12 protein-coding genes are annotated in these 12,551 nt (G+C 67.5%); 2 read left to right on the top strand and 10 right to left on the bottom strand.

Annotated elements, in window-relative coordinates; all coding sequences use genetic code 11:
- Positions 1–6 precede the first annotated feature (6 nt).
- From ABQF30_RS13425 to ABQF30_RS13455, 7 genes are read right to left on the bottom strand one after another with little or no spacing between them, the layout of a single operon-like run.
- Complete coding sequence (locus ABQF30_RS13425; RefSeq protein ID WP_448464380.1) at positions 7–714, bottom strand: hypothetical protein; 708 nt, start codon at positions 712–714, stop codon at positions 7–9.
- A complete protein-coding gene (locus tag ABQF30_RS13430; RefSeq protein ID WP_448464381.1) occupies positions 711–1,628 on the bottom strand; it encodes a VWA domain-containing protein in 918 nt (305 codons plus the stop codon). Before ABQF30_RS13430 ends, ABQF30_RS13425 begins: the two co-directional genes overlap by 4 nt.
- Positions 1,625–2,584: a hypothetical protein gene (locus ABQF30_RS13435; protein WP_448464383.1), complete on the bottom strand. Its 960-nt coding sequence runs from the start codon at positions 2,582–2,584 to the stop codon at positions 1,625–1,627. Before ABQF30_RS13435 ends, ABQF30_RS13430 begins: the two co-directional genes overlap by 4 nt.
- The gene (locus tag ABQF30_RS13440; protein ID WP_448464385.1) at positions 2,575–3,048 is read right to left on the bottom strand and encodes a hypothetical protein; all 474 of its coding nucleotides are present in this window, start codon (positions 3,046–3,048) and stop codon (positions 2,575–2,577) included. The genes ABQF30_RS13435 and ABQF30_RS13440 overlap by 10 nt, the downstream gene beginning before the upstream one ends.
- The gene (locus tag ABQF30_RS13445; RefSeq protein WP_448464387.1) at positions 3,038–3,910 is read right to left on the bottom strand and encodes a DUF58 domain-containing protein; all 873 of its coding nucleotides are present in this window, start codon (positions 3,908–3,910) and stop codon (positions 3,038–3,040) included. The genes ABQF30_RS13440 and ABQF30_RS13445 overlap by 11 nt, the downstream gene beginning before the upstream one ends.
- Before the next feature lie 2 nt (positions 3,911–3,912).
- Complete coding sequence (locus tag ABQF30_RS13450; protein ID WP_448464389.1) at positions 3,913–4,914, bottom strand: AAA family ATPase; 1,002 nt, start codon at positions 4,912–4,914, stop codon at positions 3,913–3,915.
- Positions 4,915–4,969: 55 nt separating this feature from the next.
- The gene (locus tag ABQF30_RS13455) at positions 4,970–7,756 is read right to left on the bottom strand and encodes an MMPL/RND family transporter (protein ID WP_448464391.1); all 2,787 of its coding nucleotides are present in this window, start codon (positions 7,754–7,756) and stop codon (positions 4,970–4,972) included.
- 94 nt (positions 7,757–7,850) lie between these two features.
- On the opposite strand from ABQF30_RS13455, the gene ABQF30_RS13460 reads away from it, so the two are divergent.
- Positions 7,851–8,582, top strand: coding sequence for a TetR/AcrR family transcriptional regulator (locus ABQF30_RS13460; RefSeq protein ID WP_448464393.1), 732 nt, complete (start codon positions 7,851–7,853; stop codon positions 8,580–8,582).
- Here ABQF30_RS13460 and ABQF30_RS13465 read toward each other — a convergent pair.
- Both ABQF30_RS13465 and ABQF30_RS13470 read right to left on the bottom strand, forming a co-directional pair.
- Entirely contained in the window at positions 8,554–9,717 is a 1,164-nt protein-coding gene (locus ABQF30_RS13465) for a metallophosphoesterase (RefSeq protein WP_448464395.1), read from the bottom strand. The genes ABQF30_RS13460 and ABQF30_RS13465 overlap by 29 nt on opposite strands.
- A gap of 50 nt (positions 9,718–9,767) precedes the next feature.
- A complete protein-coding gene (locus ABQF30_RS13470; protein WP_448464397.1) occupies positions 9,768–10,445 on the bottom strand; it encodes a DsbA family oxidoreductase in 678 nt (225 codons plus the stop codon).
- A 77-nt stretch (positions 10,446–10,522) separates the two neighbouring features.
- Here ABQF30_RS13470 and ABQF30_RS13475 point away from each other — a divergent pair, with 77 nt between their 5' ends.
- Positions 10,523–11,011 carry a flavin reductase family protein gene (locus ABQF30_RS13475; protein ID WP_448464399.1) on the top strand — a complete coding sequence of 163 codons (489 nt, stop codon included), beginning with the start codon at positions 10,523–10,525 and terminating at the stop codon, positions 11,009–11,011.
- 15 nt (positions 11,012–11,026) lie between these two features.
- On the opposite strand, the gene ABQF30_RS13480 is transcribed toward ABQF30_RS13475, so the two are convergent.
- Entirely contained in the window at positions 11,027–12,523 is a 1,497-nt protein-coding gene (locus tag ABQF30_RS13480; protein WP_448464401.1) for a potassium/proton antiporter, read from the bottom strand.
- Positions 12,524–12,551: the final 28 nt, after the last annotated feature.

The following is a 12,551-nucleotide window of genomic DNA, read 5'->3' on the forward strand; positions in this document are numbered from 1 at the left end:
GCCCGGCTACGGGACCGCCGCCGCGTCACGCAGGATCTCCTGCAGCCGGTCCAACGGATCACCGGCACCCGGATCGAGCCGGGCCTCCGATTCGGTTGACCTCGCACCGCCGGACGGGGGCGGCGCAGTTGGCGGGGGTACTGCCGCAGGCGGCGGTGGTGGCGGAGGTGGCGGGGCGACGCGGACGGCGTCGAGCTTGCCGTCGAGCCGGGCCAGCGCGTCGTTGCGCACCGCCCGGCGCTCAGGGTCCGGATCAGTGTTGCCGGCGAAGCAGCCGTCCGGGGCCTGCTCGACCACTGTTCGTGCGGCGATGTACCGCGCGGCCGCGGTCTCGTTGTCGAACACGGCGGCGGCGGTGTCCCCGAGCGCTTCCCGGACAAGTGCCAGGTTGACCCGAACCGGGCACGATTCGCCCGAGTCGGTCCGCGCCAGCGCCTCGGAGAAGTGTCGGTCGGCTTCGGGCAGTCGGTTCTCCAGCACGGCGCGGGCACCGTCGGCGTAGTACGCCCTGGCCGGCTCGATCACGTTGAACACGCGCAGCATCGCGATGTCACCTCCCATCGCCGCGCTGTCCCGGTCGGCGAAATCGGAGACGACGGAGTTGCCCGCGACAACGACGGATATGCACTTGGCGATCGCGAGAAGAAGGACCACGGCGACCGGTGCCGAAAACACCAGCAGCCGACGCCGCAACCGGAGGCGGTCAGGAGTCACGCCTGCACCTCCACATCGACCGGCCGGGTGCGGCGGAACTCCCGCAGCACCAGATAGAGCTCCATCAGGACGAGGACGGCCGCCACACCGGCCAGCGCCCAGTAGAGCTCGATCCGGGTGGCGACGGTGGCCACGCTCGGCGACCGAGCCTCGGAACCGTCGTCAGGCAGGACCTCAGCCAACGGCACCGTGTCGGACCGCAGCACGAGGGGCACTCCGATCTGCTCGGCCACCACGCGCAGCGTCGGGACCTCGGCGCTGCCGTAACCGAGCACCGCACCACCATCGACCGAGTTCTCGGGCAGGTCGAATTCGCGTTGCGGCGCTTCGGATCCGGCTGCTCCCGCCCCGAGGTAGTACACGAGGTTCTCTGCCCGCGGGAACTGTTGGACGGCGCTGATGAGCTGGTAGCGCAGCACGTTGCCGGCCGCGCCGACATTGACATCGGGTGTTGCGGGGTACGGGCTCAGCGCGGCGATCACCGGCCGCAGGCTCCAGGTGTCGGCGGACAACGGCCAATCCAGGGAAGGGCGCGACGCGAACGAGATCACGGCGAAGCGGGCGTTGGGATACCGGTCGATCAGGGCGGCGATGTCCTTGCGCGCCGCGTCCATCCGGGATGCACCGCCGACGTCGCGCACCGACATGTCCGCCGACCGGTCGACGACCACGAACACGTTCGGCTCGCGGTCACCGGCCGCCGTAGCCGCGGCCTGGTCGTCGTCGCCGATGGACGGACGAGCGGCAGCGACGAGCACCAGTAGCGCCGCCAAAGTCAGTCCGGACCAACGCAATACCGCTGCGCGGGTGAGCTCGGGCCCAGACTGCCTGCGCAGTGCGGCGATCCGGCCGGCGATGATCGCCACCGCGAGTGCAGCGAGAAGTAGCGGGGGGAGGACGGGCTGGAAGGTCACCGGCGCACCACCACCGACCACAGCGATAGCGCGGTCAACGCCAGGAGCGCCACCGCCAGCGGGATATCGGGGGATTCCGTGGTGGTGGTGGCGACGGTCTCGCCGCCCGACGACGCTTGCGGCGGATGCTGCCTGATCTCCGTCAGATGTGCGGGCACATTGGCGGCCCCGGCATACGCCCGACCACCGGTGCTGCGGGCGAGCGCCGCCAACGCCCCGTCGCCGGAGTCAGTGGTGAGAACATTGATCTGGACCCCTGCCGTCACCGCCACGTCCCGGATGCGTTCCTCGGTGAACAACTGAGGCCCGGCGCGCGTTGCTTCGGGGCCGACGTAGATCAGCGAACGGCGTTGCGCGGTCTTCTCTTCGAAGGACGGAAACCCCGTCAGGCACAGTGCCAGCACATCCCCGGCGTTCTCGGCGTAGTCGACATAGGACACCGGCGACACGAAGGAGGCCCCGTCGTCCCGCTGCCCGTCCGACTGGGTATAGGCACCGAATTGTGCTGCAGCATATTGATAATCGCGGGTGAGCGGAACGACACGGCGGTTGGCGGACGTGAGGCCGATGCGGTCGGCGCCGAACGACGTGACCCGCTCGGCGAAGTACCGCAACGTCGCGCCGACCGCTGCGTCGGTAACCGGTCCGCCCACACACACCATGATGTCTTCGGGCTGGGCGGCTTGGGTGTTCCGTGCCGAGGACGGCAGTCCCGTCGGGCGGGCCGCAGCGAGCGCTGTGGCCGTGAAGATCACCACGAGTAGCGCCATGGCCACGAATGCGGAGATCGTCCGAAGCCGTAGGGCGCGGACGTATTCCGGTAACCGCGTGAGGCGCCCGGTGTTGGCCAGTGGTTGCGGCTGCTGATCATGGTGAGGCAGCAACAGCGCGAATGCCACGCAGCCGGCCAGGGCCACGCAGCCGATGATCGCGACGAGCCACCACTTCAGGTCCATGTGCGGATCAACTCCTCGGCGGAGTCGCCGGCCGCTGCCACGTCGACGGTCGAAAGATGGTTGAACTGTATGTCGGTCAAATCGGACAGGACCGGCGCCGCGGGCGCGAGTGCACTGGCGGCGATATCGTCCACCTGCATGTACTGGGCTCGAATACCGGTTGCCGCGTGCAGGAACGTACGTAGCTCCCGGCTCAGCGCCGCACCGGCGGGAGCGGCCGCGAGATCGCCTGTCCGATACTGGTTTCCGATGGTGCGCACGGCCCGGGTCGCCCTGCGCTTGATCAACTCGGCACGCGCGGGCCCGACAACGGGCAGGTCGCGCAGGCGACGCCCCGGCACGGTCAGCACGAATACCGCGGTGTACCAGGCGATCAGAATCAGCAGTAGCACCACCGCGAGCCACAACCACGACGACGAGTAGGGCGCCGGGCCGATCACGTGGCGCAGCAAGTCATCCGGCACGGGCGTAGACCCCGGTCAGCTCGGTCAACGCTGGCCTGATGCGCGCACTGCCGGTGACCCGCGCGTGCGGTGTGCGGTGTGTCGTCAGAAACTCCGACAGTTCCTCTCGCCGTTGATGTTCAGCCCGCCGGTACGCCTCGACGACGCGCGGTCCGAGGGCGTCCCCGGACAGCAGCAACCTGCCGTCGACCACCTCGTAACCGGTGCTCGTATCCTCCGATGAGCGCACCGCCGGCATGTCGGACACCATCGCCCACAGCACGTCGTGCCGAGCGGTGAGCGATCGGAGCACCTCTGCCAACCGGTCGGTGATCTCCGGCTCGTCGGACACCACGAACATCAGCAGCGGGTGCCGGTAGTGCCGGGCCACCCACTCGAGCTGGACCAGGATGTCGCTCGGGCCGGGCTTGGTTGTCGCATGGTGGTGCACCCGGTGCAACATGCTCTCGATGTGGGTTTCGCCGCGCCGCAGGCGGATGTCGACGCAGCCGCGGCGGTCACCCAACACCATGCCGATCTCGTCGGACCGCGGCAGCGTCATCAGCCCGATGCCGCCGATGATGTTGAGTGCGACATCCCTTTTCAGTTCGCCGGACGGGGCCAGCGCCGCGGTGTTGCGGCCCGCATCGACCGCCACCAGGATCTTGTGGTGCTTCTCCGAGACGAACCGTTTGATCAGGGTGTGGCCCGAGCGGGCGGTCGCCTTCCAGTCGATGTCGCGGACGTCGTCCCCGGGAACGTAGGGCCGCAGCTCATCGAACTCCAGACTGCGGGTGTGGATCAGGGCGTAGCGGCCGCCCTCCAGCAGACCACCGGCGTCACGCCCGATGTACGCCTTGGCAGCGTCGAGGTGCTTGCCCATGGTTACGGCACCCGGACAGTATTCAGCACCGCCTCGACAATCACATCCGGGGTGATCCGGGCGCTGGCGGCCTCGAATCCCAGAATGAGGCGGTGCCGCATCACGCGATGTGCGAGCCGGGCGATGTCGTCGGGCACGACATGTCCGCGACCGCGCAGGACGGCCAGGGCGCGGGCGGTTCTGCAGAACGCGATGGTGGCGCGCGGGCTGGCACCGTATTCGATGAGCCTGGCCAGGTTCGCGGGCAGGTACTTCTCGGGTTCCCGCGTCACACCGGCCAGCCGGCTCGCGTACTCGATCAACGTGCGATCCATATGTACCGACCGGACGATTTCCTGGACGCGCCGCACGTCGTCGACGCCGACGACGGGTGCAGTGGGGTGGTCCCGCTCATACATCCCCGCGTCCATCCGCGCGATCATCTCGACCTCATCGTCGACCGTCGGATATTGCACGAGTTCCTTGAGCATGAACCGGTCGGTCTGGGCCTCCGACAGCGGATAGGTGCCTTCCTGATCCACCGGGTTCTGGGTCGCGATGACGAGGAACGGTTCGGGGATCGGGTATTCGACACCCGCGATGGTGGTCTGGCGTTCCTGCATCGCCTCGAGCATCGCGCTCTGCGTCTTTGCGCTGGATCGGTTGATCTCGTCGAGCAACACGATGTTGGCGTGCACCGGGCCGAGCTGTGTGGCGAACGAATTGGTGGCAGCCTCGTAGATCTGGGTACCGATGATGTCGCTGGGCAGCAGGTCGGGGGTGCACTGGATGCGGCGGAAGGCGCCGTCGATGGATTCGGCGAGCACGCGCGCCGCGGTGGTCTTCGCCAGCCCCGGGACACTCTCGATGAGCAGGTGCCCGCCGGCCAACAGGGCGACGAGTATCGACTCGCGCAGGTGGTTCTGGCCGACCACCTTGGCAGAGAACGCCGAGGTGATCGCCCCCACGATGTGCTGGGCTTCGGCCACCTCGTGCTGGTCAAGCTGTAATCGCGGTGCTGTCATGGGTCCTTCCGATAGAGGCTCCTCCCCTGCCGTATGTACCCAGACTTTGCTGATGTCATACCTGCGCCGCACCGCCGGTGGACATCCGGGGCCACCAGAACCAGCGGCCGAGCAGCACCGCGATCGGCGGGACCACGAAAGTGCGCACCACCATCGTGTCGATCAGCAGTCCGATACCGATGGTCGAGCCGACCTGGGCGATGGTGACCACACTGCCGCCGAGCATCGCAAACATGGTGAGCCCGAATACGATTCCCGCGACGGTGACGACCCCTCCGGTGCCTGCGAATGCCCGGATGATGCCCGTCCTGGTGCCGCCGCGGACTTCGTCGCGCAGCCTCATCGCCAGCAACAGGTTGTAATCCGCGCCGACGGCGACCAGCGCGATGAACGCCAGTGCAGGCACCGCCCAGTGCAGCGGCTGGCCGAGCAGGTATTGCCAGATGGCCGTCGCGGCGCCCAGGGCCGACGCATACGAGATCGTCACGGTGGCCACCACCACGCACCCGGCGACCGGGCTACGCAGCATGGCGGTGACGATGACGAAGACCAGGATGAGCGTGGCGATCACGAGCAGGGTGAAATCGTGTTGAACGAATGTGATGAGTTCCGCGGTGGCGGTGCCGACGCCGGTCAGGTTGACGACGCTCGCGGCCAACGGAGTGTCTTTTTGCGCTTCGCTCGCGGCAACGCGGATCTCGGCCGACCGCTGCGCGCCGTCGCGCCCCCACGAATCGCCGTCACCGTAGACCAGGAGCCGGGTCGCGTGGCCGTCCGGCGAGAACACCATGTCCATCACCCGGCGGTACTGCGGGTCGTCGAAAGTGCTGGCCGGCAGGTAGAAGCCGCCCTCGGCGGTGCCCTCGAAATCGGCGCTCAACTGCGACAGGTAATCGGTCAGCTGCTGCATCTGGGGCGCTACGCCGTCGAGGCTGGACTGCAGGGTTTCGGTGAGGCCGCGCAGTTGCGTCAATGCGTCGCGCATCGTCCCCACTGCGCCGGCGGCTCCCTCGAGTGATCCGGTGGCATCGGCGGCTCCCTCGCGCAGCGCTCCGGCCCCGCCCGCGAGCTGGGTGGTCGAGGTGACCGCCTCGTCGAGCGGCGTGACGAGGCTCTGCACCGCCGCGCAGATCGGGTTGGCGGCGCAGTTCGGGGTGCCTGCGACGAACTGGCGCAGCGGGTCGACGTAACCCGAGACCCGCTCGAGGTTGTTCTGCAGGCCGGTCATGCCCGCGCCGATACCCGCCGAGCCTGAGCCGACATGTGCCAGGCCTGCGACGGCGCCGTCCAGCCCATGTTGGAGGTCGTCGAGTGCTGAGTCGAGGCTGCCGACCGCGGTTTGCACCGTGTCCACGGAAGTCATTCCGGCGCGGGCGGATTCGGCGGTGTCGTCGAGCTGGTTCCCGATCTGACCGGCCTGGTAGGTCAGCGCGCCCTGCCGGATCGGCACCCCGGCCGGCCGGCTGGCGGATTGGACGGTGCGCACTCCACGCACGTCGAGGATCTCGCGGGTCACCCGTTCGATCGCGATGAGGCCCGCGGGGGTACGCAAATCGTGATCGGCTTCGATGGAGACGATCTCGGGCAGCAGCCGGTTGTCCGGGAAATCCTGCACTGCTTGATATCCGCGGCTGGATTCCGTGCTGGCGGGTTGTGCGTCCAGTTCGGCGAAGCTGACGTTGATGCCGAGCAGCGGCACCATGCACACCAGCAGAAATCCCGTCGCGACGACCAGGATGGGCCCGGGCCAGCGGGCCACCGCAGTGCCGATTCTGCGCCATCGCCGGCTCACCGTCGAACCTCGCGGCTCCAGCCAGCCACGCCTGCTGCCCCAGCCGATCAACGCGGGCGCAACGGTCAGCGATCCCAGCATCGCCACCAGAATGCCGATGCCACTGGGTATCCCGGCGCTGCGCAGGAAGCTGACCTCGGCGAAGCTCAGGCAGAACAGGGCGGTGGCGATCGTCGCCGACGAGCCGGCGATCACGGGCGCGACGCGACGATAGGCGTCGGCCAACGCGGCGTCCGGAGCCATGGCGGCGCGGCGGTTCTCGTGATAGCGGCCGAGTAGGAAGATTCCGTAATCGGTTCCCGCGCCGAGCACCATCGCCGACATCAGCGACACCGAGAACACCGATACCTCGATCAGGCCGTGTTCGCCGAGCAGCGCGACCAGTGGCCGCGCCGTCCCCAGCGACAGGCCGACGGAGACCAGCGGTACCGCGGCGGTGATCGGCGAGCGGTACACCAGCAACAGGAGCGCGGCGATCAGCCCCACCGTCAGTACCGTGATCTTCGCCAATTGCGCGTCCAGAGCACCGAATTCGTCGACGACGCTCGCGCCCGGCCCGGTCACGTGGATCCGCAGATCTGCGGGGGCGGCAACTGAGGCCACCGCCGCCCGCAATGCGCCGACGGCCTCGGTGGCAACACTACTGCCGAGTTGACCGGACAATCGCACCATCAGGTACGCCACCCGATGGTCCGGGCTCTCGAACAAGGTCGCGGCGGCAGGGTCGTCCCACAGGTCCACAAGGGACTCCACGCCGGCGGTGCCGTCGCGGAGCTTGGCCGACAGGGCGCGGTAGTAGGCGCGGTCGGTGTCGGCCAGCGGGCGGTCCGCATCGAGGACGACGTAGGCGACGTTGTTGCTGTCCGAGTCGCCGAACAGCGCGCCCATCCGTTGCGCCGCCTGGGTGGCACCGGAATCCGCCGGGAAGAACGACCGGGAATGCCCGCTGATGACGTGTTCGAGCTGGGGCACCGCCAGGTTTCCCAGGCCCGCCGCGGCGCACCACACCAGCATGACCAGCACCGCGTACCGGCTTGTCAGCCGCGCCACCCTCAGCAGCACAAGATCATCCCCTCACCGGGAGCCCTCGCTATAACAATGTTATTGGGAGGTATAACATTGTTATGGCAGGATGTCCAGAGAGATGGGAACACGCGAGAGTCTGATCGAAGAAGGCCTGCAGGTCCTCGAAGAGGACGGGCCCGAGGCGCTCAGTGCGCGTCTGCTCGCCAAACGGATCGGCGTCTCGACGATGGCGGTCTACACCCATTTCGACGGGATGGCCGGACTCTATGAAGCCCTGGTGCGAGAGGCTTTCGTCCAGTTCGGCGATTACCTGAGCAAGCGACCCGCCACCGCTGACCCGGTCGCGGACCTCCTCGCGTCCGGCCTGGCCTACCGCGAGTATGCACTCACCTATCCGCAGCGCTACCGCCTGATGTTCGGTATCACCGCGCCGGGGATAGTGCTACCGATGGGCCGTGACGTGACCGTCGACGGAAATCCGGCGGCGATGCCCGAGATCAACACGGTGTTCGCCCAGATACCCGCCTTCGTACGACGGTGCATGGCCGACGGGGCCATCGACGACGGCGATCCCGTGGCCGTCGCTGCCCAGATCTGGACGATGATGCACGGCTACGTCCTTGGCGAGATCATCGGCGTCTTCGGCGCGGGCGGCGATGGCGTCGGCCGCGTACTCGCGCCGCACATCACCAACCTGCTGGTCGGCCTCGGCGGCGAACGCGAGCGCATTCAACGGTCGTTTCTGGGCCTGGACCCGCCGAGCACCCCACCGAGGCGCCCCACGCCACCCGCGGCCGGTGCCGTCCGCCGGGGCCGGCGGCCTACTCCGCCCGCAGGTTCAGCACACTGATATCCGGCGGCGCACCGACCCGCACCGGCGGGCCCCAAAACCCTGCTCCGCGACTGACATACAACTGCGTGTCGCCCACGGTGGACAGCCCGGCCAACGATGGTTGCACGGCCTTCACTATGTAGTGGAACGGCCACACCTGGCCTCCGTGCGTGTGCCCGGACACCTGCAGGTCCACCCCGCGGGCCGCGGCTTCGGACACCATCACCGGTTGGTGGGCCAGCAACACCGTCGGACGCGACGGGTCGACTCCACTCAGCGCACGGTCGAAGTCCGGCGGCTGTGAACTCGACTCACCGGCAATGTCGTTGACCCCCACCAGATCGAATGCCGCTGCGCCGCGCCGAATCTGCGTGTTCTCGTTCTGCAGCAAATGGATACCGAGTCGCTCCAGCTCGTGCAGCCACTCCGAGGTGTCGTCCACGAAGTACTCGTGGTTGCCTGTGACGAAGAAGGTTCCTTCCCGAGAAGCCAAGTCCTGCAACGGTTCGGCAGCTCGACCCAGCTCGTTGACTGTTCCGTCCACGAGGTCGCCCACGATCGCCACGAGATCCGGCTCGGTCTCGTTGATCATCCGGACGATCCGTTCGGTGTGGGCGCGCCCGGCAAGCGGGCCGAGGTGAATATCCGATACCACGGCGATCCGAAACCCATTGAACGCCGGATCAAGTCGACGCAGCCGCAGCGGAACCTGCAGCAGATCCGGCGGGCCGAGTGCGTTGGCCATCCCTACCCCGACCAGACTGGCCGACGCCACGCCGGCGGCCACCGCGCTGGTCCTGGCGAGGAACACCCGGCGGTTCACCGCCGTCGGCGGCGGTTGCACCTCGGGATCCGACGCCGGCTTCGCCCAACCCCGCAGCGCCAGCCGGATCGGTTCCAGCACAAGCAGGGTGAGGAACAGATATACGACGAGCGCGAACCACACGTAGCCCGGCCACGCCAGCCACACCGACTCGGCCAGCCCGATGACCCTCGGCAGGATCAGCGCCGCGAACAACAACGCGGTGAGCGTCAGAAAGACCGCGGTGAGTACCCGTCGTGCGCGTCCCGGCCGGGTGGTGTTCCTGACCAGCCGTACCCAGACGTAGAAATGCATCGACCCGAGGACAGCGACGAGCACAACGATGAACATGCAGTTCCTCTACGGGTCGATGTCCGACCAGCTTATTTTGCCGCCAATCGTCAGCGGGCAGCGCGCTGCACGAGTTCGTCCATCGCCGAGGGATCGTCGTTGTCGACGATCGGGAAACCAGATCCCGGTTCGCCTTCCCAATGCAGTTCTATGCCCGGATTGTGCACGTCGGAGCCGTCGGCAAGGAAGAAGTGCGGGCTGCCCTGGACGTCGTCGACGTGTTCGCGGTAGCCGCGCATCATCTCTGCACGGGCCGCTCCCTCGTCGAGATCGCGACGCAACGCGTCGGGATCGACACCGGAGCATCCACCGGCCACGTCGACGATCTCATGCAGCAGCGAGATCGGCCTGCTGTCGGTGAAGAACGCGTGCCGCAATGCCATGTCGAGCTGCTCGGCGGCTTGCGCGGACTGTCGCTTGGCCGCGTGGACGGCCTCGTTGGCCAGCAGTGCGGTAATGGGCCAGGTTGATGCGTCGCCCTGCCAGGGTTTCCAACCGAAGTCCGGCGCCAGCGCACCGACCACCGGGATCTCGCTGTCGATGAACCGTTTGGGGATGGGGAACTTGTTGACATCTTCGAGCAGGAACAGTTGATGATCCACGCGGACCGCGTCGGTCAAACCCGCGCTCTCGCGGGCTTGGTAGAAGCGATGCAGTGCCACCGTCGACCAACCGCAGACCACGTCGGTGAACACGGCAACCGTTCCTGGTCGCACCTTTATCGTCATGGCGTCGGAGTTCCCGACGCGGTGCGCCCCAAACAAGGCGGGCGTTTGGACTGCGCCGATACGGGAATACCGCTGCCATGCCGGTCGCCGAGTTCGAGGAATTCGTCGGGCTTCTCAACTATCCGATGTTCATCGTCACCGCGCGAGCCGACGACCGGATGGGCGGCTGTCTGGTGGGTTTCGCCACCCAGTCGAGCATCGACCCGCCCACCTTCCTGATTGGGCTGTCATCGAAGAACCACACGTTCTCTGTCGCACAGGCGGCGAACCACCTCGCGGTACATCTGATTTCGCGCGATGACGCCGAGTTGGCGCGGTGGTTCGGTAGCGAAACCGGCGACACCGTCGACAAATTCGAGCGGTGCAGCTGGCATCTGGGGCCGGGAGACGCCCCGATCCTGGATGCGGCTGCCGCCTGGTTCGTCGGATCCATCGAGCGCCGCTTCGACCTCGGTGACCATGTGGGGCATCTGCTGACACCGATCGCCGGGCACACCTCCGAACCAGTGCCTGATTGGGTGACGTTCGCCGACGTCAAGGACGTCGACCCCGGGCACGGCGCCTGAGCGCCCGCCGTCCGGTCAGTCGGCTTCGCCGTACTCGTCGAACCAGTACGCGAGCTTGCCCCGCCGGCTGACGGCGCGCAGCCTCGATTCGGCCGCCGCGCGCGTCTTGCTGGTCGTGACGATCAGCAGTTCGTCGCCCGTCTCGATCCGGGTGTCGGGCAGTGGGACGAAGGTGTGGCCGTCGCGGATGATCAGCGTGATCACCGACGGGTCGGGCAGCCGCAGTTCGAGGATCGTGACGTTGTGCAACCTCGACGACGGCTGCACGGTCATGGTGAGCAATTCCGCGTCGAGCACGTCGAGCGGTGCGGCCTCGACCTGGATCTCGCGGGTGGATTCCCGCGAGAACAGCCCGAGTAGCCGCGCGATCGGGCGCAGGCTGGGGCCCTGGACCAACGTGAAGACCACTACGAGGACGAACACGATGTTGAGCAGCCGATCGCTGCCGGGCACGCCCGCCACGATCGGAAAGGTCGCCAACACGATCGGGACTGCGCCACGCAGCCCGGCCCAGGACAGAAAGAGCTGCTCGCGCATCGGAACGCGGAATCCGAAAAGGGATCCCACTACCGACAGCGGCCGGGCGACCAGGAGTAGCACGAGCCCGATGACGATCGCCGGAACGATGTCACGGGCCAGCTCGGTCGGGTCGACAAGCAAGCCGAGGATCACGAACAATCCGATCTGCGCCAGCCAGCCGAGCCCTTCGGCGAACGACCGGGTCGCCGACCGGTGTGGCAACCCCGAGTTGGCTAGCACCACCGCGGCCAGATACGCGGCGATGAAGCCGCTGGCGTGGACGGTCCCGGCGGCGGCGAACGCAACCATGCCCAACCCGAACGTCGCGATCGGGTACAGGCCGGAAGCGGGCAGCGCGATGCGGCGCTGCCCGTGGGCGCCGAGAAATCCGACGGCTATTCCGATCGCGGCGCCGGCGACCAGTTCGTACACGATCACCCCGATCGCGCCCTCCGGATCGAACACGAAGGGCACCACGCTGAACATCAGCACGAGAATGACGGCCGGCGCGTCGTTGAAACCGGACTCGGCCTCCAGCAGCCCGGCCAGCCGGCGCGGCAACGGAAGGACCCGCAGCACTGAGAACACCGCGGCCGCGTCGGTGGAGGACACGATGGCGCCGAGCAACAACGCCAGCTGCCAGTGCATGCCGAGCAGCAGGTGCGCACCCGCGGCCGTCACGACCGTGCTGATGACCACCCCGATCGTCGCCAACGCGCCCGCGGGAGCCAGCACCTTACGGATGTCGGCGAAGCGGGTGGTCAAGCCGCCTTCGACCAGAATCACGGCCAGCGCCGCGGTGCCCACATTCCTGGCAAGTTCGACGTTGTCGAAATCCAGCCCGAATCCGTCCTCGCCGACGGCGACACCGACGAACAGGAACAGCAGCAGGCTGGGAAACCCCACGCCGGTGGCCACCCGGGTGCCGACGATGCTGACCAGCAGCACGAGGCCACCGATCAGCAAGGTCAGGTACACCTCGTGCAGGCTCATTCAGTTCCCGTCAGATGTGCTTTCGGCA

It is taken from the genome of Mycolicibacterium sp. XJ870 (assembly GCF_053483975.1).